The organism is Citrobacter sp. MGH100, assembly GCF_001034465.1.
Classification (GTDB): Bacteria; Pseudomonadota; Gammaproteobacteria; order Enterobacterales; family Enterobacteriaceae; genus Citrobacter; species Citrobacter youngae.
The window spans coordinates 2305082-2326952 of the sequence record NZ_KQ089800.1 but is presented as its reverse complement, the minus strand read 5'-3'; the positions used below and the strand labels follow the sequence as shown (position 1 = coordinate 2326952).

General features: G+C 52.8%; 23 protein-coding genes. 18 read left to right on the top strand and 5 right to left on the bottom strand.

All coding sequences use genetic code 11. The features are described from left to right. Window positions 1-931, top strand: a 931-nt coding sequence (locus SK32_RS10965; RefSeq protein ID WP_197081313.1) for a hypothetical protein, incomplete at its 5' end; no start/stop codon positions are given. A gap of 144 nt (window positions 932-1075) precedes the next feature. Next, complete coding sequence (gene malZ, locus SK32_RS10960) at window positions 1076-2893, top strand: maltodextrin glucosidase (RefSeq protein WP_048212448.1); 1818 nt, start codon at window positions 1076-1078, stop codon at window positions 2891-2893. Here malZ and SK32_RS10955 read toward each other — a convergent pair. Next, complete coding sequence (locus SK32_RS10955; protein ID WP_048212447.1) at window positions 2887-3789, bottom strand: LysR family transcriptional regulator; 903 nt, start codon at window positions 3787-3789, stop codon at window positions 2887-2889. The two genes, malZ and SK32_RS10955, sit on opposite strands and share 7 nt — an antisense overlap. A 273-nt stretch (window positions 3790-4062) precedes the next feature. On the opposite strand from SK32_RS10955, the gene SK32_RS10950 reads away from it, so the two are divergent. From SK32_RS10950 to SK32_RS10940, 3 genes are all read left to right on the top strand, one after another. Continuing rightward, a complete protein-coding gene (locus SK32_RS10950; protein ID WP_048212446.1) occupies window positions 4063-4704 on the top strand; it encodes a hydrolase in 642 nt (213 codons plus the stop codon). Window positions 4705-4876: 172 nt separating this feature from the next. Further along, window positions 4877-5422 (top strand): antibiotic biosynthesis monooxygenase, encoded by a 546-nt coding sequence (locus SK32_RS10945; RefSeq protein WP_005125120.1) that lies wholly within the window; start codon window positions 4877-4879, stop codon window positions 5420-5422. 21 nt (window positions 5423-5443) lie between these two features. Next, on the top strand, window positions 5444-7312 hold the full coding sequence (locus SK32_RS10940; RefSeq protein ID WP_048212445.1) for an amidohydrolase: 1869 nt from the start codon (window positions 5444-5446) through the stop codon (window positions 7310-7312). 62 nt (window positions 7313-7374) lie between these two features. On the opposite strand, the gene SK32_RS10935 is transcribed toward SK32_RS10940, so the two are convergent. After that, window positions 7375-7977, bottom strand: a complete 603-nt coding sequence (locus SK32_RS10935; RefSeq protein WP_048212444.1) for a peroxiredoxin — start codon at window positions 7975-7977, stop codon at window positions 7375-7377. A 168-nt stretch (window positions 7978-8145) separates the two neighbouring features. Continuing rightward, window positions 8146-8727 carry an ACP phosphodiesterase gene (gene acpH / locus SK32_RS10930; RefSeq protein ID WP_048212443.1) on the bottom strand — a complete coding sequence of 194 codons (582 nt, stop codon included), beginning with the start codon at window positions 8725-8727 and terminating at the stop codon, window positions 8146-8148. Between the two features lie 216 nt (window positions 8728-8943). Here acpH and queA point away from each other — a divergent pair, with 216 nt between their 5' ends. From queA to SK32_RS10895, 7 genes are all read left to right on the top strand, one after another. Next, window positions 8944-10014 carry a tRNA preQ1(34) S-adenosylmethionine ribosyltransferase-isomerase QueA gene (gene queA / locus SK32_RS10925; protein WP_048212442.1) on the top strand — a complete coding sequence of 357 codons (1071 nt, stop codon included), beginning with the start codon at window positions 8944-8946 and terminating at the stop codon, window positions 10012-10014. Window positions 10015-10069: 55 nt separating this feature from the next. Then, the gene (gene tgt / locus SK32_RS10920; RefSeq protein ID WP_003021535.1) at window positions 10070-11197 is read left to right on the top strand and encodes a tRNA guanosine(34) transglycosylase Tgt; all 1128 of its coding nucleotides are present in this window, start codon (window positions 10070-10072) and stop codon (window positions 11195-11197) included. Window positions 11198-11219: 22 nt separating this feature from the next. Next, window positions 11220-11552: a preprotein translocase subunit YajC gene (yajC, locus tag SK32_RS10915; protein ID WP_003021544.1), complete on the top strand. Its 333-nt coding sequence runs from the start codon at window positions 11220-11222 to the stop codon at window positions 11550-11552. A 27-nt stretch (window positions 11553-11579) separates the two neighbouring features. After that, window positions 11580-13427, top strand: a complete 1848-nt coding sequence (secD, locus tag SK32_RS10910; protein ID WP_003021547.1) for a protein translocase subunit SecD — start codon at window positions 11580-11582, stop codon at window positions 13425-13427. A 10-nt stretch (window positions 13428-13437) separates the two neighbouring features. After that, window positions 13438-14409: a protein translocase subunit SecF gene (secF, locus tag SK32_RS10905; protein WP_003021550.1), complete on the top strand. Its 972-nt coding sequence runs from the start codon at window positions 13438-13440 to the stop codon at window positions 14407-14409. Window positions 14410-14578: 169 nt separating this feature from the next. Continuing rightward, window positions 14579-14944 (top strand): VOC family protein, encoded by a 366-nt coding sequence (locus tag SK32_RS10900; RefSeq protein WP_048212441.1) that lies wholly within the window; start codon window positions 14579-14581, stop codon window positions 14942-14944. A gap of 23 nt (window positions 14945-14967) precedes the next feature. Beyond that, the gene (locus SK32_RS10895) at window positions 14968-15660 is read left to right on the top strand and encodes a helix-turn-helix transcriptional regulator (RefSeq protein WP_048212440.1); all 693 of its coding nucleotides are present in this window, start codon (window positions 14968-14970) and stop codon (window positions 15658-15660) included. Between the two features lie 45 nt (window positions 15661-15705). On the opposite strand, the gene SK32_RS10890 is transcribed toward SK32_RS10895, so the two are convergent. Both SK32_RS10890 and SK32_RS10885 read right to left on the bottom strand, forming a co-directional pair. Then, on the bottom strand, window positions 15706-16569 hold the full coding sequence (locus tag SK32_RS10890) for a nucleoside-specific channel-forming protein Tsx (RefSeq protein ID WP_003021561.1): 864 nt from the start codon (window positions 16567-16569) through the stop codon (window positions 15706-15708). A 422-nt stretch (window positions 16570-16991) separates the two neighbouring features. Continuing rightward, window positions 16992-17531 carry a SadB/YajI family lipoprotein gene (locus SK32_RS10885; RefSeq protein ID WP_048212439.1) on the bottom strand — a complete coding sequence of 180 codons (540 nt, stop codon included), beginning with the start codon at window positions 17529-17531 and terminating at the stop codon, window positions 16992-16994. 154 nt (window positions 17532-17685) lie between these two features. Between SK32_RS10885 and nrdR the strand changes: the two genes are divergently transcribed. The 6 genes from nrdR to pgpA all read left to right on the top strand — a co-directional run bounded on the left by nrdR (window position 17686) and on the right by pgpA (window position 21793). After that, a complete protein-coding gene (nrdR, locus tag SK32_RS10880; protein WP_016152032.1) occupies window positions 17686-18135 on the top strand; it encodes a transcriptional regulator NrdR in 450 nt (149 codons plus the stop codon). 3 nt (window positions 18136-18138) lie between these two features. Further along, window positions 18139-19242: a bifunctional diaminohydroxyphosphoribosylaminopyrimidine deaminase/5-amino-6-(5-phosphoribosylamino)uracil reductase RibD gene (gene ribD / locus SK32_RS10875; RefSeq protein WP_048212438.1), complete on the top strand. Its 1104-nt coding sequence runs from the start codon at window positions 18139-18141 to the stop codon at window positions 19240-19242. 90 nt (window positions 19243-19332) lie between these two features. Next, entirely contained in the window at window positions 19333-19803 is a 471-nt protein-coding gene (ribH, locus tag SK32_RS10870; protein WP_003021575.1) for a 6,7-dimethyl-8-ribityllumazine synthase, read from the top strand. A 19-nt stretch (window positions 19804-19822) separates the two neighbouring features. After that, entirely contained in the window at window positions 19823-20242 is a 420-nt protein-coding gene (gene nusB, locus SK32_RS10865; RefSeq protein ID WP_000801129.1) for a transcription antitermination factor NusB, read from the top strand. A gap of 77 nt (window positions 20243-20319) precedes the next feature. After that, window positions 20320-21297, top strand: a complete 978-nt coding sequence (thiL, locus tag SK32_RS10860) for a thiamine-phosphate kinase (protein ID WP_048212437.1) — start codon at window positions 20320-20322, stop codon at window positions 21295-21297. Next, on the top strand, window positions 21275-21793 hold the full coding sequence (gene pgpA, locus SK32_RS10855) for a phosphatidylglycerophosphatase A (protein WP_003021578.1): 519 nt from the start codon (window positions 21275-21277) through the stop codon (window positions 21791-21793). Before thiL ends, pgpA begins: the two co-directional genes overlap by 23 nt. Window positions 21794-21871 lie beyond the last annotated feature (78 nt).

The following is a 21871-nucleotide window of genomic DNA, read 5'->3' as shown; positions in this document are numbered from 1 at the left end:
GCAGGCGTCGGTGCAGACCCCTCCGCCGGTGCCGCCCCGTACAGATGTGCACAAGCAGGCGTCGGTGCAGACCCCTCCGCCGGTACCGCCCCGTACAGATGTGCACAAGCAGGCGTCGGTGCAGACCCGCCCGCAGGTGCCGCCCCGTACAGATGTGCACAAGCAGGCTGCGGTGCAGAATACCCCACGGGCTGCCCCCCCTGGAGCAGAAGGCTTGCGGAGGTCGGAGTTAAAACGTGAAGTTCTGCTACAGCCAGAAGCAAAGGTAATGAGTAATCCAAAGAGCCATGTAGCGAAAAATGCAACTATTCAAGCGGAGAATGTCGCTAAGGTAAAAAACGACGTTGTAAAGAAAAATAGTGTTCCAGAAAAAAAATCACTTAAGAATAAAATCCTGCAATTTTTTAGTATTCACCACAGCAAGGATGCCTTGCTAAATCTGGAACAGAGAAAAGCTTTAGCTTATGAAAATAGGGACTTAATTAATAAAGGTGTTAGGAATATTCTTGCTCTCGATGTATCTCAAAGTAATAGCTCAATACGTCTTGAAGCATTTGGGGTTTTTAGGGGGGCGCATCTCGAAGCCAATAACACTCAAACATATTTTCAACAAACCATAAATAAAATGGCTGAAGGTAATGGAGAGCTGTTTAATGGTGGTGACGATGTAGTTGCTTTCTTTAATATATTCAAATATGCCATCAATCAGGCATACAGTGAAATGAAAAGTGGTCAAGACAAGGAGACAGCCAAGGATGCTTTCAACGAAATGGTGTCATTGCTCGGTTCAATGCAACAGCATTTTGCCAATGCCGATAAAAATACCTATAACTTTAATAATGTAGCGCAAGTTATGTTCAGTGATATGCCTGAAGCGCTCTCCCATCTAAATTTGGAAAAGCCTACTTTCAATTTGCCTGATGGCCAATAAGTATTCATTGTTTACCGGGTAGCCTGACGTTATCCGGTAATTTTCTCCTCCCCCGCACTCCTCCCCCAATAAACGTTAAGATGATGAGTGATCCTGTACTTCGCTATGGCAAGGTGTCGTCATTATCATCAAAGGGGATACGTGATGTTGAACGCCTGGCACCTTCCGGTTGCCCCATTTGTGAAGCAAAACAAAGATCAACTGACGATTACGTTATGGCTGGCGGGGGAAAATCCTCCTCAGCGGGTGACGCTACGCGCGGAAAACGATAACGAAGAAATTTCTCTGAGCATGCACAAACTGCGTAGCCAACCGCAGCCGGGCGTGAACGCGTGGCGAGCGGTGATCGATCTTACCAGCGGGCAGCCCCGCCGACGCTATAGCTTTAAATTACTCTGGCGCGATCGCCAGTTGTGGTTCACCCCGCAGGGATTCAACTGCTTTCCGCCTGCGCGTCTGGAGCAGTTTGCTGTTGATGTACCGGATAACGGTCCGCAGTGGGTTGCCGATCAGATTTTTTATCAGATTTTCCCGGATCGTTTTGCCCGCAGCCAGTCGCGTGAAGCGATTCAGGATAACGTCTATTACCACCACGCGGCCGGACACGACATCGTGCGGCGCGAATGGGATGAACCGCTTACGGCTCAGGCCGGTGGTTCGACGTTTTATGGCGGAGATTTGGACGGCATCAGCGAGAAACTGCCGTATCTGAAGACGTTAGGGGTAACGGCGCTGTATCTGAATCCGGTGTTTATCGCGCCGAGCGTACATAAATATGATACTGAAGATTACCGCCATGTTGATCCGCAGTTTGGCGGCGACAGGGCGCTGCTGCGCCTGCGTCACAACACGCAACAGCAGGGCATACGGCTGATTCTGGACGGTGTCTTTAACCATAGCGGCGATTCGCATGCCTGGTTTGATCGACATCATCGCGGGACGGACGGGGCGTGCCATAACCCACACTCCCCCTGGCGCGACTGGTACCATTTCTCTGCTGATGGGGTTGCGCTGGACTGGTTGGGGTACTCAAGCCTACCCAAACTGGACTTTTCCTCTGAAAGCCTGGTAAATGAAATTTATCGTGGCGAAGACAGTATCGTCCGCCACTGGCTAAAAGCACCGTGGAGTATGGACGGCTGGCGTCTGGATGTCGTGCATATGCTGGGAGAGGCCGGTGGCGCACGTAATAACTTGCAGCATGTCGCCGGAATTACGCAGGCGGCGAAAGAAACCCAGCCAGAGGCGTATGTGGTGGGTGAACATTTTGGCGATGCGCGTCAGTGGTTGCAGGCCGATGCGGAAGATGCCGCCATGAACTATCGCGGTTTTACTTTCCCCCTCTGGGGATTCCTCGCCAATACCGATATTTCATACGACCCACAATCTATTGACGCTCAGACCTGTATGGCGTGGATGGATAACTACCGCGCGGGGTTGTCGCATCAGCAGCAGTTGCGGATGTTTAATCAGCTCGACAGCCACGATACCGCCCGTTTTAAATCTCTGCTTGGTAAAGACGTTGCACGGTTACCGCTGGCGGTGGTGTGGTTGTTTACCTGGCCTGGCGTGCCCTGTATTTACTACGGCGACGAAGTGGGGCTGGATGGAAATAACGATCCTTTTTGTCGCAAACCGTTCCCGTGGCAGCCTGAAAAACAGGACGCTGACCTGCTGGCGTTGTATCAGCGTCTGGCCAAATTACGTCACCAGATCCAGGCGCTACGCCACGGTGGGTGCCAGGTGATTTACGCCGAGGATAACGTGGTGGTGTTTGCACGCGTGCTAAACCGCCAGCGCGTGTTGGTGGCGATAAACCGCGGTCACGCTTGTGAAGTCGTGCTGCCAGCCTCATCGTTGCTCAATGTCAGTCAATGGCAGCACAAAGAGGGCAAAGGCCAACTCGTCGATGATATCCTGACGCTGCCCGCAATATCGGCTTCAGTCTGGATGAGTCATTGATACAAGTGCGCAATTTCCTCACTGGCCAGCAGCGCGTCTCGCCACCAGCGCTGCGCCAGTCCTTCGCTACTATTGCGCCATGCCATATAGGCGACGTCTTTTTGACGAAATGAGATAACCTTCTTTTCTACCAGTTCACCGCTGGCAATCCATGGGCTGGCAATGTGGCGGGGGAGAAATCCGCAGCCCATTCCCGCCCGCAGCAGCATCACCTTACAGTGGAAATCATCGACGCGAATTTGCGCCTGTTCATCCATCAGGTTGGTCTGTAATGGGTGGCAAAAGCGAGCGCTGTCGCTGATAACAATCGCCCGGTGCAGACACAATTGCTCATTCGTCAGGTCATCAGGCGCGCTCGCCAGCGGGTGTCCTGGGGCGACGACAAAGACATTGTCCAGCGTGCCGAGCATTTTGTAGGACCAGGCCGCTGACGTTGGTGGTTCATTAATCGCCCCCAGAATGATATCTGCTCCATTATGGGTCAGCTCCTCCCATGAACCCGCCAGCGTATGGTGGGTGAAGTTGAGACGGGTCTGTTTATTAAGTGCATGAAATTCATCAATAATAGGTAGCAGCGCGGCAAAGGGAAAAGAATCATCGAGCGCTATTGCCAGCTCCTTTTCCCAGCCGGAACTTAGCTGTATTGCCTGCTTTTCGAGATCTTTTGCCGCACTCAGCAGTAGACGCCCTTTTTCCAGCATCATCCGTCCGGTGTCGGTGAATTTTGCCCGGTGTCCGGAACGGTCAAGCAATTCGATGTTCAGATCGCTTTCCAGCTTCTGAATCATATAGCTGAGTGCCGCAGGGGTTTTAAACAGCGATTCGGCCGCCGCAGCAAATGACCCCTGTTTGTCGAGTGCGTCGAGGATCAGCAGAACATCCAGATTGAGGCGCATAAGCAGAAAATATCCTGAAAATTAAACCTCTCTGTTTTACCGAATGGAGAAAAACAATGCCAGTGAATAAATTAGATGAGTCATGCGCATTTTTTTGATGTTGTTTAGGATATATCGCAACACAGAACGAATAGTTTCACAGGATGGTAAGTTTTCTTTAATAACTCGTTAGAAATTTCCCGCTATACTCAACAAGCTTTCTGATTCAGGATCCTGCTGCTGACGGCAGATACAGACCGTTACCTTTTAACTTATTGATTAAGAAGGTGTGCTATGTCTATTCGGGAACTGATTGACCCTCAAAACTCTACGCTAATTTTTATTGACCATCAGCCGCAAATGTCATTTGGTGTGGCGAATATTGATCGCCAGACATTGAAAAATAATACCGTGGCATTAGCCAAAACCGGGAAAATATTCAATGTTCCAGTAATTTATACTTCAGTAGAAACGAAAAGTTTTAGCGGATATATCTGGCCGGAATTGTTAGCTGTTCATCCTGATGTGAAACCGATTGAACGCACCTCGATGAACTCCTGGGAAGATGCAGCCTTTGTTAAGGCGGTAGAAGCGACCGGGCGTAAAAAACTGATTATTTCCGCGTTGTGGACCGAAGTGTGCCTGACCTTCCCGGCGCTGATGGCGCTGGAAGCGGGCTACGAAGTGTATGTGGTAACAGACACTTCAGGCGGCACGTCGGTGGATGCCCATGAACGTTCCATCGATCGCATGGTGCAGGCGGGTGCTGTGCCTGTGACCTGGCAACAGGTTCTTCTTGAGTACCAGCGCGACTGGTCCCGCAAAGAAACCTACGACGCCGTTATGGATTTGGTGCGTGAACACAGCGGCGCCTACGGTATGGGTGTGGATTACGCGTATACCATGGTGCATGGCGCGCCGGAACGTAAAGCCTGAATACACGCCATCTTTCATGTTGCCTCTTTGTTGGCTTAGTTTGCGTACCCCGGTCACTGACTTATGTAAGTGACCGGGGCTACACAATCTTGCCGCCTCGATGTTTCACGAATAATTGTGTATTGCTTTCATGGCTTAAGCAGGTCAATTTCCCTTTAGCTAGGAACCTTTCATGGCGCAGAACAAACATGTGACGTTGGTAATTACTCACACCCTGCGGCCTGACCAGGCGCAGCGTTATGAGCAGTGGTTGGGGAAAATCATGCCGCTGGCCGCCGAGTTTCCCGGACATCTTGGGGCGAATGTCATTCGACCCACAGATGGACAAAACCTGTGGAACATCATCATTCGCTTCGACACCCTTGAGCATCTGTATAACTGGACTCAATCTGATACGCGCCGGGAGCTGGTTGAGGAAATTGCGCCGCTGCTGGCCGAAGGCGATAAAACAGAAGTGCGCACCGAAGCGGCCTTCTGGTTTACGCCGCCAGCCCCCCATGTACGTCAGCCCAAACGTTGGAAGCAGTTTTTGATAACGCTGCTGGTGATTTTCCCCAGTACCAACCTGGTGCCGTGGCTGACCGGTATTCTGCTGCCTTCAATGAAAGGCTCGTTACTCCTGCATCTGATTAATGATGCCTGTGTGGTTGCGCTGGTGGTCTGGTTGTGGATGCCCATCGTAACCCGTCTGTTTGCCGGATGGCTGAAAAAAGCCTGACCGGTTTCTCAGGAGATTGTTATGTCTCAAACTGCCACACTGATTCTGACTCACGGAAAAATTCATACTCTCGAAAAGCAAAGCCCGCAGGTAGAGGCGGTGGCGATCGCTAACGGGAAGATCCTCGCGACGGGTAGTCACGATCGGGTAATGAGCTTTGCGACCGACGGTACGCAGATTGTCGATCTGCAGGGACACACCGTGATCCCGGGTTTAAATGATTCGCACCTGCACCTCATTCGCGGTGGGTTGAACTACAACCTGGAGCTGCGCTGGGAAGGTGTCCCATCGCTCGCAGATGCGCTGCGCATGCTCAAAGAGCAAGCCGATCGGACGCCGTCTCCGCAATGGGTGCGGGTGGTCGGCGGCTGGAGCGAGTTTCAGTTTGCCGAACGGCGCATGCCAACCCTGGAAGAACTGAATGAAGCTGCTCCGGATACCCCGGTTTTTGTTCTGCATCTCTACGACCGGGCTTTGCTGAACCGCGCTGCGTTGAAAGCCGTCGGCTACACCAAAGCGACGCCGGATCCGGCGGGCGGTGAGATTGTGCGTGACAGCAACGGCAATCCAACCGGAATGTTGATAGCCAAACCGAACGCCATGATCCTCTATTCGACGCTGGCGAAAGGGCCAAAACTGCCGTTAGAGATGCAGGTTAACTCGACCCGCCAGTTTATGCGTGAACTGAACCGGCTGGGGCTGACCAGCGCCATCGATGCCGGCGGCGGCTTCCAGAACTACCCGGAAGATTACGAGATCATCGAGCAACTGCACGCGAACCAGCAGATGACGGTGCGTATTGCCTACAACCTGTTTACCCAGCGTCCGAAGCAGGAAGTGGAAGACTTTGAGCGCTGGACGGATATGCTCAAACCCGGGCAGGGAACCGATTTCTATCGTGCTAACGGGGCAGGGGAAATGTTGGTCTTCTCGGCGGCTGACTTCGAAGATTTCCTGCAGCCACGCCCGGATTTACCGGAAGGGATGGAAGAGGAACTGGAGCGCGTGGTGCGCCACCTGGTGGAACATCGTTGGCCGTTCCGCCTGCATGCCACCTACGATGAATCCATCAGCCGCATGCTCGACGTGTTTGAGAAGGTGAACCGTGACATCCCGTTCAATGGCCTGCACTGGTTCTTCGATCACGCCGAAACGATTACTGAACGCAACATCGAGCGGGTAAAAGCGCTGGGCGGTGGCATTGCAGTTCAGCACCGTATGGCATTCCAGGGCGAGTATTTTATCGATCGCTATGGCAAAGAGGCGGTTAAACATACGCCGCCGGTGGCGAAAATGCTGGCGGCTGATGTGCCGGTTGGCCTGGGTACCGATGCTACGCGCGTGGCAAGTTACAACCCGTGGACAGCGTTGTACTGGCTGGTATCAGGACGCACCGTTGGCGGTATGGCGATGTATGATGATAACAACCGTCTGGCGCGCGATGTGGCGCTGGAACTGTGGACAGCAGGCAGTGCCTGGTTCTCCAGCGAGCAGGGTAAGAAAGGGCGTATTGAAAAGGATCAACTGGCAGATCTGGTGGTGCTGTCAAAAGACTATTTCAGCGTGCCGGAAGAAGAGATCAAAGGCATTGAGTCGGTGATGACGATTGTCGACGGCAAGGTTGTTTATGCCGCCGGACATTTCACCCCGCTGGCACCGCCGGCCATCCCGGTTGTACCTGACTGGTCGCCGGTAGTGAAGGTGCCGGGGCACTATCGCTCAGCGCCGCCGGTTGCCGCGAAGGTTGGGGCAATGGTGCAGATGCATCAGTGCTGTGGCAGCTGCGGCGTACACGGTCATCAGCATGATATAGCGCGTAAATCGGGGATTCCTGTGTCAGATGACCGGGCCTTCTGGGGTGCGCTCGGTTGTTCCTGCTTCGCGTTTTAACGGCCGGGTCAGTGCCAATAAAAAAGGCCCGCACTAGCGGGCCTTTTTTCGATTCATGCCAATTACAGGCTGGAAACGTTTTCAGTCAGGTATTTTGCTACGCCGTCCGGAGAGGCGTTCATACCTTCTTTACCTTTTTCCCACTGTGCCGGGCATACGTCGCCGTGCTCTTCGTGGAACTGCAGCGCGTCAACCATGCGCAGCATTTCGTCGATGTTACGGCCCAGCGGCAGATCGTTAACCACCTGGTGACGAACAACGCCGTTAGCGTCGATCAGGAAAGAACCACGCAGAGCAACGCCCGCTTCCGGGTGCTCGATGCCGTAGGCTTTCTGGATTTCGCGTTTGATGTCAGCAACCATTGCGTATTTCACTGCACCGATGCCGCCTTTGTCGACAGGGGTGTTACGCCATGCGTTGTGGACAAATTCAGAGTCAAAAGAAACGCCAACCACTTCTACGCCGCGCTTCTGGAATTCTTCGTAACGCTTGTCGAATGCGATCAGTTCAGACGGGCAAACGAAGGTGAAGTCCATCGGCCAGAAGAACAGAACGGTGGTTTTACCGTTGGTATGCTGTTTGAAGTTGAAGTTATCAACAATCTCACCGCTACCCAGTACCGCAGCTGCTGTGAAATCCGGAGCCTGACGAGTTACCAGTACCATATAATTCTCCTGCAAAGTTAAGGGGTTTTTGGAACGCAACGCGGGCCAGTATAGAGAGTGTTCGGTAATAAGACAAAGAGGCGCTGGCAATCAATGAGACAGGTTTTGTCTATCAATCTTTTGCCGGATGACGGCTACTGCTTATCCGGCGCGTCATGCGGGCTACAATCAAAGGGTTTTACGCCGCGCCTGGTCCATCATTTGCGGATAAAACTGCCAGAATCGTTCTTCTAACGCATCGTAATGCGTATTGAGGTCATACCATGAGTCGCGCAGGGCATCGAGACGTGGACGGCGACTGGCCATGCCGTTCAGGACGTTCTGGATAAAATCCATGTCCCGGTAGCGCTCAAGCCATTTCTCTGACCACATATAATTGTTCAGATTAATAAAGCGCGGCGGTGATTCTGGCAGAATAGTGGCAACCTGGGTGTGCGCGTAGCGCACAAAATCCGTCAGCGGGAAATCGGGAGAGATTTCCGACCAGTGGCGCGACAGAAAATGATCCCACATGACGTCCAGTGTAATCGGTGCGACGCGACGCGTTTCGCTACGAAACCACTCCTTGGCTTCACGCACCTGTGGCAGGTTATCGGTCATTACGTCGATGCGACGGTGCATGAAGATGCCTTCCACCACGTCGGGCGAATAGTGCGTTTGGGGATTACCCCGGACAAAATCGGCCAGCAGATTGCCGGAAAGCGAGCTATCGGCAAGGTGGGCCAGATGCAAATGTGCAAGAAAATTCATATCCACTTCATCCTTCAAACTGCCTCTTTGTTAGCTGCCTTCACTCACCCCAGTCACTTACTTGAGTAAGCTCCGGGGACTCATTCAGTTGCCGCCTCGATGCATCTTGAATGATTTTGTGTATAGATTATGTCTCTTAACTTGAGGGGTAAAGGTTGCAGGGAGAACGCCCCGGCACTAGACTACCCGCCTCTTATTTTAGTCTGAGTCAGTGTCATGCGCGTTACCGATTTCACCTTTGAATTACCCGAATCCCTGATTGCCCACTATCCGCAAGCTGAGCGCAGCAGTTGCCGCTTGCTGTCACTGGATGGGCCGACGGGCGCGCTGACGCACGGTACTTTCACTGATTTGCTCGATAAGCTCAACCCTGGAGATCTGCTGGTCTTTAATAATACCCGCGTGATCCCGGCTCGTCTGTTTGGCCGTAAAGCCAGTGGCGGCAAGATTGAAGTGCTGGTCGAGCGTATGCTGGATGACAAACGTATTCTGGCGCATATTCGTGCTTCAAAAGCGCCGAAGCCGGGCGCCGAGCTGCTGCTGGGCGATGACGAAAGCATTAAAGCAACGATGGTGGCGCGCCATGACGCGCTGTTTGAAGTTGAGTTTAACGACGAACGCAGTGTGCTGGATATTCTGAACGCCATCGGCCATATGCCGTTGCCGCCGTACATCGACCGTCCGGATGAAGACGCCGACCGCGAGCTGTACCAGACCGTGTACAGCGAAAAACCGGGTGCCGTCGCTGCGCCGACTGCGGGTCTGCATTTTGACGATCCGCTGCTGGCTAAACTGCGCGATAAAGGCATTGAAATGGCGTTCGTCACCCTGCACGTTGGTGCGGGTACTTTCCAGCCGGTGCGCGTAGACACTATTGAAGACCACATTATGCACTCCGAATATGCGGAAGTGCCGCAGGATGTGGTAGACGCGGTGCTGGCGGCGAAAGCGCGCGGTAACCGCGTGATTGCGGTGGGCACCACCTCCGTACGTTCGCTGGAAAGTGCGGCGCAGGCGGCCAAAAACGATCTAATCGAGCCGTTCTTCGGTGATACACAAATCTTTATTTATCCAGGCTATAAATATCAGGTGATTGATGCTCTGGTCACCAATTTCCATCTGCCGGAATCGACGCTCATCATGCTGGTTTCCGCATTTGCTGGTTATAAAAACACCATGCGTGCCTATCATGAAGCGGTAAAAGCGGAATATCGCTTTTTTAGTTACGGGGATGCCATGTTTATCACGTACAATCCGCAGGCTATTTCTGAGCGTGTCGGGGAATAAGTTTCCGGCATGAGTGTTTAAAACGTCGGACTGTTTTTCTGACGCAGGAGTGAAGATGAAATTTGAACTGGACACCACAGACGGTCGCGCTCGCCGCGGCCGCCTGGTTTTTGATCGTGGCGTAGTGGAAACGCCTGCTTTTATGCCGGTCGGTACTTACGGCACAGTAAAAGGTATGACGCCGGAAGAAGTTGAAGCGACCGGCGCACAGATCATCCTGGGCAACACTTTCCATCTGTGGCTGCGCCCGGGTCAGGAAATCATGAAGCTGCACGGCGATCTGCACGATTTCATGCAGTGGAAAGGCCCAATCCTCACCGATTCTGGTGGCTTCCAGGTATTCAGTCTGGGCGACATCCGTAAGATAACTGAGCAAGGCGTGCATTTCCGTAACCCGATCAACGGCGATCCAATTTTCCTCGATCCTGAGAAGTCGATGGAGATTCAATACGATCTCGGTTCCGATATCGTGATGATCTTCGACGAATGTACACCGTATCCTGCCGACTGGGACTATGCTAAACGCTCGATGGAGATGTCTTTGCGTTGGGCGAAGCGCAGCCGTGACCGTTTTGATAGCCTCGGCAATAAAAATGCGCTTTTTGGCATCATTCAGGGCAGTGTTTACGAAGATTTACGTGATATCTCCGTCAAAGGTCTGGTAGATATCGGCTTTGATGGCTACGCTGTCGGCGGTTTGGCTGTCGGTGAGCCGAAGGAAGATATGCACCGCATTCTGGAGCATGTTTGCCCGCAGATTCCGGCTGATAAACCGCGTTACCTGATGGGCGTCGGTAAACCAGAAGATCTGGTTGAAGGCGTGCGTCGCGGTATCGATATGTTTGACTGCGTGATGCCAACGCGAAATGCCCGTAATGGTCATTTGTTTGTGACTGACGGCGTGGTAAAAATTCGTAACGCGAAACATAAAAGCGACACCAGTCCGCTCGATGCTGAGTGTGATTGCTACACCTGTCGCAATTATTCGCGCGCATACTTGCATCATCTTGACCGTTGCAACGAAATATTGGGCGCGCGACTCAACACAATTCATAACCTTCGCTACTACCAGCGTTTGATGGCGGGTTTACGCAAGGCTATTGAAGAGGGTAAATTAGAGAGCTTCGTGACCGATTTTTACCAACGTCAGGGTAGACCAGTTCCACCTGTGAACGTTGATTAATTTTAATAATGAGGGAATTTGAATGAGCTTTTTTATTTCTGATGCGGTAGCGGCAACAGGTGCTCCGGCGCAGGGCAGCCCGATGTCTCTGATTCTGATGCTGGTGGTGTTTGGTCTGATTTTCTACTTCATGATCCTGCGCCCGCAGCAAAAGCGTACCAAAGAACACAAAAACCTGATGAACTCCATTGCGAAAGGCGATGAAGTGCTGACCAACGGTGGTCTGGTGGGTCGCGTGACCAAAGTAGCAGAATCCGGCTACATCGCTATCGCGCTGAACGACACCACTGAAGTGGTTATTAAACGTGATTTCGTAGCTGCCGTTCTGCCGAAAGGCACCATGAAGGCGCTGTAATTTATTGTTTTCCCAAAGGGAACTGCCGTGTTAAACCGTTATCCTTTGTGGAAGTATGTCATGCTGATCGTCGTTATTGTCGTCGGTCTGCTCTATGCGCTTCCCAACCTGTATGGTGAGGATCCGGCTGTTCAAATCACTGGCGTGCGCGGTGCCGCCGCCAGTGAGCAAACGCTGATCCAGGTCCAGAAAACGTTACAAGAAGATAAAATCACACCTAAGTCTGTGGCTCTGGAAGAGGGTGCTATTCTCGCGCGCTTCGACTCCACTGATACCCAACTGCGCGCACGTGAAGTGTTAATGGGCGTGCTGGGTGATCAATACGTCGTGGCGCTTAACCTTGCTCCGGCAACCCCGCGCTGGCTGGCAGCCATTCACGCAGAACCGATGAAACTCGGTCTTGACCTGCGTGGTGGCGTTCACTTCCTGATGGAAGTGGATATGGATACCGCGCTGAGTAAGTTGCAGGAACAAAATATCGATAGCCTGCGCAGCGATCTGCGTGAAAAAGGCATTCCTTATACTACCGTTCGCAAAGAAGATAACTACGGTCTGAGCATCACTTTCCGTGATAGCAGCGCCCGTGATGAAGCTATCTCTTACCTGAGCAAGCGTCACCAGGATTTGGTTATTTCCAGCCAGGGCAGCAATGCACTGCGTGCGGTGATGACCGATGCGCGTCTGAGCGAAGCCCGTGAATACGCGGTACAGCAGAACATCAACATTCTGCGTAACCGTGTTAACCAACTGGGTGTTGCTGAGCCGGTTGTACAACGTCAGGGTGCTGACCGCATCGTGGTCGAACTGCCGGGTATTCAGGATACCGCGCGGGCGAAAGAAATTCTGGGCGCAACCGCGACGCTGGAATTCCGTCTGGTAAATACCAACGTTGATCAGTCCGCTGCGGCATCGGGTCGTGTTCCGGGTGATTCGGAAGTGAAACAGTCTCGTGAAGGTCAGCCTGTTGTGCTGTACAAGCGCGTGATCCTGACCGGTGACCATATCACCGATTCCACATCCAGCCAGGACGAATACAATCAGCCGCAGGTTAACATCTCGCTGGATAGCGCGGGTGGTAACATCATGTCCAACTTCACCAAGGACAACATCGGTAAGCCGATGGCGACCCTGTTTGTGGAGTACAAAGACAGCGGTAAGAAAGATGCTAACGGTCGCGCCGTGCTGGTGAAACAGGAAGAGGTGATTAACATCGCCAACATCCAGTCTCGCCTGGGTAATAGCTTCCGTATCACCGGTATCAACAACCCGAACGAAGCGCGTCAGCTTTCTCTGCTGTTACGTGCCGGTGCGTTGATTGCGCCGATTCAGATTGTTGAAGAACGTACCATCGGCCCAACTCTGGGTATGCAGAACATTAAACAGGGTCTGGAAGCGTGTCTGGCCGGTCTGGTGGTGTCTATCCTGTTCATGATCTTCTTCTATAAGAAGTTCGGTCTGATCGCGACCAGTGCGCTGATTGCTAACCTGGTGCTGATTGTCGGTATTATGTCGCTGCTGCCGGGCGCTACGCTGAGTATGCCGGGGATTGCGGGGATCGTCTTAACCCTTGCCGTCGCGGTCGATGCGAACGTACTGATCAACGAACGTATCAAAGAAGAGTTGAGTAACGGGCGTTCGGTGCAGCAGGCCATCAACGAAGGTTATGCGGGCGCATTTAGCTCCATCTTTGATGCGAACATTACGACGCTGATCAAGGTCATCATCCTGTACGCAGTTGGCACCGGGGCAATTAAAGGGTTCGCGATTACTACCGGTATTGGTGTGGCGACGTCGATGTTTACCGCGATTGTCGGTACACGTGCCATCGTAAACCTGTTGTATGGCGGCAAGCGCGTCAAAAAGCTGTCAATCTGAGGAGTGCGAAGTGGCACAGGAATATACTGTTGAACAATTAAACCACGGCCGTAAAGTCTGGGACTTTATGCGCTGGGACTACTGGGCTTTCGGCATTTCAGGTTTCCTGCTGATTGCGGCCATCGTGGTGATGGGCGTACGCGGGTTTAACTGGGGTCTCGATTTCACCGGTGGTACGGTTATTGAAATCACGCTGGAAAAACCGGCCGATATGGACGTGATGCGCGATGCGCTGGAGAAAGCGGGCTTCGTTGATCCGCTTCTGCAGAACTTCGGCAGCAGCCACGACATTATGGTACGTATGCCGCCAACTGAAGGTGCAGACGGCGGTCAGGTGCTGGGCAGCAAAGTGTTGAGTGTGATTAACGAATCCACCAACCAAAACGCGGCGGTGAAGCGAATTGAATTCGTGGGTCCGAGCGTGGGTGCTGATCTGGCGCAAACCGGTGCGATGGCGCTGATGGCGGCGCTGATCTCCATCCTGGTGTACGTCGGTTTCCGCTTTGAGTGGCGACTGGCGGCGGGGGTGGTTATCGCTCTGGCGCACGACGTGATTATCACACTTGGGATCCTGTCGTTGTTCCATATCGAGATTGACCTGACTATCGTCGCATCACTGATGTCGGTGATCGGTTACTCGCTGAACGATAGTATCGTTGTATCTGACCGTATTCGTGAAAACTTCCGCAAAATTCGTCGCGGTACGCCTTACGAAATCTTTAACGTGTCACTGACTCAAACGCTGCACCGTACGTTGATTACGTCCGGTACAACGTTGATGGTTATTCTGATGCTGTTCCTGTTCGGTGGTCCGGTACTGGAAGGCTTCTCGCTGACGATGCTGATCGGTGTGTCCATCGGTACCGCATCTTCTATCTACGTGGCATCGGCGCTGGCGCTGAAGCTGGGTATGAAGCGTGAGCACATGCTGCAGCAGAAGGTCGAGAAAGAAGGGGCGGATCAGCCGTCAATTTTGCCTTAACCCATCAAGAGTGGAAATACTGGAATCCCGATCGCAAGGTCGGGATTTTTTTTGCCTGTGAATTAGCGACAGGCAATTATCTTTTCCTGTCGCCACACTACTGACAGTATGCTGTCAGTAGCCCTGTCTTATAGTCCTTCTGAGATTACCCACACAGGCAGGAGGAAGTATGAGCAACGTAATTAATTGGTTTGAAATCCCTGTAGCACAAATGGATCGCGCCATCGCTTTTTATGAACCCGTGATGCAGGTTTCTTTGCGTCGGGAGAACATGGACTGCGCGGAGCTGGCCGTATTTCCGCATCAGGATCCCGCTCCCGGCGGTGCACTGGCTAAATTTGACGGTATTACGCCTTCAGTGCAGGGCGCTATTATTTATCTGCATACGGACGATTTGACTGCAACGCTTGAACGCGTCGCCACTGCTGGCGGTCAGTGTGTGTTTGGCCCACTCGAACTGGGGCAGGACATTGGTACGATTGCGCTATTTACTGACAGCGAAGGCAATCGCGTTGGTTTACATCAACCCGCGTAATTTTTTCAGGACTGACGATTAATATGACCAGACGCGCCGACCGCTTGTTTCAGATTGTACAAATCCTGCGTGGCAGGCGAGTGACAACGGCGGCGCTGCTGGCAGAACGTCTGGAGGTGTCTGAACGGACGATTTATCGCGATATCCGCGATCTCTCTTTATCCGGCGTGCCCATTGAAGGCGAAGTGGGTAGTGGATACCGCTTAATGGCGGGGTTTGATCTGCCGCCGTTGATGCTAACCCAGCACGAATCAGAAGCGTTGATGGTAGCGATTCGGTTGCTGAAAACATGGGGCGGGGATTCACTCTCACAGGCGCTGGAATCAGCACAGGAAAAAGTGTTGGCGATATTGCCGCCAGAGAGTCGGCGCAGAGCCGAGCAAACGCGGATTTTCGCACCTGATTTTGGTAATCAGCCGCATTCACGCAGTGCGTTCGATCTCATTCATCGCGCGGTTTCGGCGCAGCAGGCGCTGGCGCTGCATTATCGCGATGAGTCCGGGAATCTCTCCTGGCGCGACGTTCAGCCGCTGGGATTATTTTTCTGGGGCGAGCACTGGCTGCTCGTTGCCTGGTGTGAAAAACGTGACGATTATCGCTGTTTTCGCGTTGATCGTTGTCTGAAGATCACGCCACTCGACAGGCACTTTCGCGAATCTGCGGATCGTTCGCTAAGTGACTTTTTACGTAAAGTACGCTGTGAAGACCGGCCATAAAAAAGCCAGCGGTTAAGCTGGCTTGTCTGCGATAGATTGGCTGGATTAGAAGTTGTAACCAACAACCAGGTAACCACCCCAACCGGTAGATTTCGCGCTGAAGTCGCCTTCGCCCCAGTTCAGAGTGTCGCCACCTTTCCACTGGCCGCCGTTATGGAAGTAACGCGCGACTACGGAGTAGTGCCAGTGATCGTAGTTCAGCGCCAGGACGTGGCTGGAAGCGATAGAGTTGCTGGTGCGGTTCGGGTCATCACCCAAATCTGAGCCCCAGTCGAAGTTGGTGAAGCCGATGTAGGTCAGTTGGCCGCCCCAAACCTGGGTGATCGGCACAAAGTATTTCACTTTGAAACGGTAGCCATCCCACTCGTTTTCGTTGGATGCGCCATAGTTCTGCCACTGGTATTTAGCATAGACGTTCAGGGACAGACCCATCGGCAGACCGGTATCGATATCGGTACCCAGACCCATATACCAGGTGCTCTGGCGGCTGGCTTTGTTATCACCCATGTCGTAGATGTAGTTGTTGGCGAAATACCATTCTTTGAACGGACCAAAGCTCAGGTCAGCGCCGGTCAGTTTGTCGATGGAGAAACGCGGTTCGATTTCCATAAACAGCGGGGAACCGTCAGACCAGATACCTTTATCGTTGCCGTTACCCCAGTCGAAGGTTTTAGGAATATCGATGTAGCCATAGAAGTCAAACCAGTCTTTTTTGGCAAACGCTTCATATTCCAGATATACGTCGTTGTTCAGTTTCGGGGAGAAACGGGTGTGGTAGCTACCCACCACGTTGACGCTCTGGTGCCACCAGTCGGACAGATATTGCGGTTTGTCATTTTCTGCCGCGTTGGCAGTAAAAGACGAGGAGAGCGCCAGCACTGCACCGGCTGCAAGTAATGTTTTTTTCATATGTATGCCACTGTTTGAAATCCCTTTCGGGAGTGAAAAATGCGCAATTTGCGTTTCTATACACTTCATCCTTCAAGCCGCCTCTTTGTTGGCTGCCTTTGCTCACCCCTGTCACTTACTGATGTAAGCTCCAGGGATTCACGCAGTTGCCGCCTTGATACGTCTTGCATGATTTTGTGTAGAAATATTTCGTGTTTCTTCGGTGCCTATTATAAAAATCATTGTTCACAAAAATATGTTTTGTTTCACAGTTCTATCATTTGCGTAATCGATTGCGTTCACGTTTGCGTACTTTAGGCGGCGAATTGTACTGACTCCGGTGAATGTTGCCAAGTTTTACCGGAAATATCGCTTATGTCAGAGGAGTAACAAAATGGGCGGGAGTGATGTTGCGGAACGCACAAAAACGTTCCGCAAAAAGTTTATTGACTAACAGGTTGGATGTCGTGGATGCGAACAAAACCTAACTGATCTGGAGACAGTCCGTTTAACTGCAATGGAATGTCTACATCACTGGGGGCAAGAATACTTGCCGGGGCGTTGACCAATTGGTTGTGAACGTTCACTTCCTGATAGTTGTCCGTGGTGCCCTGAATTTGCCCGTATTCGACGGTGGCGCTAAAGGCGGGTAAAGGCGTGTTGGATTCACCCTGAATCCGCAGCGTCAGGCGCGTACCGTCGGCGTTCGGCGCAATATTTATCAGCGACATACGTAACGTGCCTATCTGGCTGTCCAGTCGGGCAGGGGTTTTGGAACCTGGCAGCAGATAGACGCCGCTGGTTGATTTTGCGTTCAACATATTTTGTTGAGTAATTTTTACCGTTTCCTGATTTAGCTGCGTCATCTCTTTATTCAACGTGCTAACGCTTTGATGCATCTGGCGTACTTCGCTTTGCTGTGCGCAGGCGCTTAGGCTAAAGAGACTTCCCACCAGGAGAATTCTTAGGTAACGTCTTGTCATTGTGATTACTTCCTTTATTGTCGCGATAGCATAATGGTAGTGCGCACTGAGCGCGAAGGCATCGATCCTTTGTCTCAAAAGCGTTGCGCCTTTGTTGTCACGCCAGTTCAGGGTAAAATAGATTCCGGTCAACCACTGAGGTACAGGACGCCGTATGCATTGCCCATTCTGTTTCGCCGTAGACACTAAGGTAATTGACTCTCGTCTTGTCGGCGAGGGCTCCTCAGTACGCCGCCGTCGGCAGTGTCTGGTCTGTAACGAACGTTTCACCACTTTTGAAGTGGCTGAACTAGTTATGCCGCGCGTTGTGAAAAGCAACGATGTGCGTGAACCCTTTAATGAAGATAAGCTGCGCAGCGGCATGCTCAGAGCGCTTGAGAAACGTCCGGTCAGCTCTGATGACGTCGAAATGGCGTTGAACCATATCAAATCACAACTGCGTGCGACTGGCGAGCGTGAGGTGCCGAGCAAGATGATTGGCAACCTGGTGATGGAGCAGTTGAAAAAACTCGATAAAGTCGCCTACATCCGCTTTGCTTCGGTTTACCGGAGTTTCGAAGATATCAAAGAATTTGGCGAGGAGATTGCTCGCCTACAGGACTAAGCCATGCAGGATGAATTATACATGGCGCGCGCGCTGAAGCTTGCTGCGCGCGGACGTTTTACCACTCACCCCAACCCCAACGTGGGCTGCGTGATTGTGAAAGATGGGGAGATCGTCGGTGAAGGATATCATCACCGTGCGGGCGAACCGCATGCCGAAGTTCATGCTCTGCGGATGGCTGGAGAAAAAGCGCAAGGGGCAACGGCCTATGTGACGCTTGAACCCTGTAGTCATCATGGTCGCACGCCGCCGTGTTGCGATGCGCTGATTGCGGCGGGTGTATCGCGTGTGGTTGCGGCGATGCAGGATCCCAATCCGCAGGTCGCAGGACGTGGGCTCTACCGTTTGCAGCAGGCGGGCATCGACGTCAGCCACGGGCTGATGATGAGCGAAGTTGAGCAATTGAATAAAGGCTTTCTCAAGCGCATGCGTACGGGATTCCCGTATCTGCAGCTTAAGCTTGGCGCGTCGCTTGATGGCCGTACGGCGATGGCCAGCGGTGAAAGCCAGTGGATTACCTCACCACAGGCGCGCCGCGATGTGCAACGCTTGCGCGCGCAAAGCCATGCCATTTTAACCAGCAGTGCTACTGTGCTGGCAGACGACCCTCAGCTTACCGTGCGTTGGTCGGAGCTTGGGGAATCAACTCAGGCGAGTTACCCGCAGGAAGAGCTGCGCCAGCCAATCCGCATTGTTCTGGATAGCCAGAATCAGGTCACGCCGGAGCACCGTATTGTGCAACAGCCTGGAGAAACCTGGATTGTCCGGACTGAAGACGACCCTCGTAGCTGGCCGGAGACGGTGCGTAGCCTGAAGGTGCCGGAACATAACGGGCATCTGGATCTGGTGGTGCTGATGATGCAACTGGGCAAACAGCAAATTAACAGTATTTGGGTTGAAGCAGGCCCAACGCTTGCTGGCGCGTTATTGCAGGCCGGCGTGGTCGATGAGCTAATCGTGTATGTTGCGCCTAAACTGTTAGGCAGCGATGCGCGAGGATTATGTGTGCTTCCAGGCCTTGAGAAACTGGTTGACGCCCCCCATTTCAAATTCAATGAGATACGCCAGGTGGGCCCGGACGTTTGCCTGCATTTAACGACTGCGTGAGGCTTTCTGATTTAGAGGAAGCAGCGCACAGAATATTATGATAAAATCCGCCCCCCTTACGGGGCTATAAATCGAACCCGAAGGAAGAATATGAACATTATTGAAGCTAACGTTGCTACCCCGGACGCTCGCGTCGCCATCACCATTGCGCGTTTCAACAACTTTATCAATGACAGCCTGCTGGAAGGTGCGATCGACGCCCTGAAACGTATTGGTCAGGTTAAAGATGAAAACATTACCGTTGTTTGGGTTCCAGGTGCCTATGAGCTGCCGCTGGCGGCTGACGCTCTGGCGAAAACCGGTAAATACGACGCGGTGATTGCGCTCGGTACGGTGATCCGTGGCGGTACCGCGCACTTCGAATATGTGGCTGGCGGTGCAAGCAATGGCCTGGCGCATGTCGCTCAGGACAGCGGCATTCCGGTAGCCTTCGGTGTTCTGACCACCGAAAGTATTGAACAAGCCATCGAACGTGCTGGCACTAAAGCCGGCAACAAAGGCGCAGAAGCTGCACTGACTGCGCTTGAAATGATTAATGTATTGAAAGCCATCAAGGCCTGATTTTTGTAAGGGGAAATCCGTGAAACCTGCTGCTCGTCGCCGCGCCCGTGAGTGTGCCGTCCAGGCGCTCTACTCCTGGCAGTTGTCCCAGAACGACATCGCTGATGTTGAATACCAGTTCCTGGCGGAACAGGACGTAAAAGATGTCGACGTTCTGTATTTCCGTGAACTGCTGTCCGGGGTGGCGACTAACAGCGCGTACCTGGATGGCTTAATGAAGCCTTACCTGTCTCGCCTGTTGGAAGAGCTGGGTCAGGTAGAAAAAGCCGTGCTGCGTATTGCGCTGTTTGAACTGTCTAAACGTAGCGATGTGCCATACAAAGTGGCCATCAACGAAGCGATTGAACTGGCGAAAACCTTCGGCGCTGAAGACAGCCACAAATTCGTCAACGGCGTACTGGATAAAGCAGCACCTGTGATTCGCCCCAACAAAAAGTAATTCCGAGGCCGGTCGGATGGTGGAACATGTTTCCGCTATCCCCGGCTTTTTCTTTTTTTTCTGCTGAGGCATAACGTATGGCATGCGGCGAATTTTCCCTGATTGCCCGTTATTTTGACCGCGTAAGAACCTCTCGTCTTGATGTCGAAACCGGTATTGGTGACGATTGCGCACTTCTGAACATCCCTGAAAAACAGACGCTGGCGATCAGTACCGATACGCTGGTAGCTGGTAACCACTTCCTCCCTGACATTGATCCGACCGATCTCGCCTGGAAAGCGCTGGCGGTGAATTTGAGCGATCTGGCGGCGATGGGGGCGGACCCTGCATGGCTGACGCTGGCGCTCACGTTACCTGACGTCGATGAAGCCTGGCTTGAAGCCTTCAGCGATGGCCTGTTTGAACTGCTGAATTACTATGATATGCAACTGATTGGCGGCGACACCACGCGTGGGCCACTGTCGATGACGTTGGGTATCCATGGCTACGTCCCTGTAGGACGGGCCTTAAAACGCTCCGGAGCTAAACCGGGAGACTGGATTTATGTTACCGGTACGCCGGGAGACAGCGCGGCGGGGCTGGCGATTTTACAGAATCGGTTGCAGGTTGGAGATGCAAAAGACGCAGACTATCTGCTTAAACGTCATCTGCGGCCAACGCCGCGCATCCTGCAGGGACAAGCCCTGCGCGATCTGGCCAGTGCGGCTATCGATATTTCCGACGGCCTGATCTCCGATCTGGGGCATATCGTTAATGCCAGCGGCTGCGGCGCGCGGGTTAACGTTGATGCGCTGCCTTACTCTCCGGCATTTGCCCAACACGTGGAATCGGAACAGGCGCTGCGCTGGGCGCTCTCGGGGGGGGAAGATTATGAGTTATGCTTTACCGTACCGGAAATTAACCGTGGCGCGCTGGACGTGGCGCTGGGGAATCTCGGCGCAGCGTTTACCTGTATCGGGCAGATGAGCGCGGATGTGGAAGGCATTCACTTTACGCGCGACGGAAAACCCGTCACGTTCGACTGGAAAGGATATGACCATTTTGCCGCGCCTTAAAAAAGATGTCGCCAAAAGTCGCCTGAGTATGCGCAACCCGTGGCACCTGTTGGCCACCGGTTTTGGCAGCGGGCTGAGTCCAATTGTTCCTGGCACGATGGGATCGCTGGCGGCGATCCCATTTTGGTATTTAATGACGTTTCTGCCGTGGCAGTTGTATTCGCTGGTGGTCATGTTGTCTATCTGTATTGGCGTTTATCTGTGCCATCAAACGGCGAAAGATATGGGCGTGCACGATCACGGCAGCATTGTCTGGGACGAGTTTGTCGGGATGTGGATAACCCTGATGGCGCTACCAACCAACGACTGGCAGTGGGTTGCCGCGGGTTTTGTGATTTTCCGTATCCTGGATATGTGGAAGCCGTGGCCGATCCGCTGGTTTGATCGCAACGTGCATGGCGGTACGGGGATCATGATCGATGATATTGTCGCCGGGATACTTTCTGCCGGGATCCTCTATTTTATCGGCCATCACTGGCCGGTAGGGATTATTTAACCCTTTTGGGGGCTGTTGTAGGCCCGATAAGCGTCGCGCCATCGCCGGATGCGCTATGCTTATCCGGCCTACAATTAG

What these genes read in the sequence shown, in the direction of transcription:
- SK32_RS10955 (WP_048212447.1), bottom strand. Translation starts at nt 3,789, where the DNA reads ATGCGCCTCAATCTGGATGTTCTGCTGATCCTCGACGCACTCGACAAA.
- SK32_RS10940 (WP_048212445.1), top strand. Translation starts at nt 5,444, where the DNA reads ATGTCTCAAACTGCCACACTGATTCTGACTCACGGAAAAATTCATACT.
- yajC (WP_003021544.1), top strand. Translation starts at nt 11,220, where the DNA reads ATGAGCTTTTTTATTTCTGATGCGGTAGCGGCAACAGGTGCTCCGGCG.
- SK32_RS10950 (WP_048212446.1), top strand. Translation starts at nt 4,063, where the DNA reads ATGTCTATTCGGGAACTGATTGACCCTCAAAACTCTACGCTAATTTTT.
- ribD (WP_048212438.1), top strand. Translation starts at nt 18,139, where the DNA reads ATGCAGGATGAATTATACATGGCGCGCGCGCTGAAGCTTGCTGCGCGC.
- acpH (WP_048212443.1), bottom strand. Translation starts at nt 8,727, where the DNA reads ATGAATTTTCTTGCACATTTGCATCTGGCCCACCTTGCCGATAGCTCG.
- pgpA (WP_003021578.1), top strand. Translation starts at nt 21,275, where the DNA reads ATGACCATTTTGCCGCGCCTTAAAAAAGATGTCGCCAAAAGTCGCCTG.
- tgt (WP_003021535.1), top strand. Translation starts at nt 10,070, where the DNA reads ATGAAATTTGAACTGGACACCACAGACGGTCGCGCTCGCCGCGGCCGC.
- SK32_RS10885 (WP_048212439.1), bottom strand. Translation starts at nt 17,531, where the DNA reads ATGACAAGACGTTACCTAAGAATTCTCCTGGTGGGAAGTCTCTTTAGC.
- queA (WP_048212442.1), top strand. Translation starts at nt 8,944, where the DNA reads ATGCGCGTTACCGATTTCACCTTTGAATTACCCGAATCCCTGATTGCC.
- SK32_RS10945 (WP_005125120.1), top strand. Translation starts at nt 4,877, where the DNA reads ATGGCGCAGAACAAACATGTGACGTTGGTAATTACTCACACCCTGCGG.
- thiL (WP_048212437.1), top strand. Translation starts at nt 20,320, where the DNA reads ATGGCATGCGGCGAATTTTCCCTGATTGCCCGTTATTTTGACCGCGTA.
- ribH (WP_003021575.1), top strand. Translation starts at nt 19,333, where the DNA reads ATGAACATTATTGAAGCTAACGTTGCTACCCCGGACGCTCGCGTCGCC.
- malZ (WP_048212448.1), top strand. Translation starts at nt 1,076, where the DNA reads ATGTTGAACGCCTGGCACCTTCCGGTTGCCCCATTTGTGAAGCAAAAC.
- SK32_RS10900 (WP_048212441.1), top strand. Translation starts at nt 14,579, where the DNA reads ATGAGCAACGTAATTAATTGGTTTGAAATCCCTGTAGCACAAATGGAT.
- SK32_RS10890 (WP_003021561.1), bottom strand. Translation starts at nt 16,569, where the DNA reads ATGAAAAAAACATTACTTGCAGCCGGTGCAGTGCTGGCGCTCTCCTCG.
- SK32_RS10895 (WP_048212440.1), top strand. Translation starts at nt 14,968, where the DNA reads ATGACCAGACGCGCCGACCGCTTGTTTCAGATTGTACAAATCCTGCGT.
- nrdR (WP_016152032.1), top strand. Translation starts at nt 17,686, where the DNA reads ATGCATTGCCCATTCTGTTTCGCCGTAGACACTAAGGTAATTGACTCT.
- SK32_RS10935 (WP_048212444.1), bottom strand. Translation starts at nt 7,977, where the DNA reads ATGGTACTGGTAACTCGTCAGGCTCCGGATTTCACAGCAGCTGCGGTA.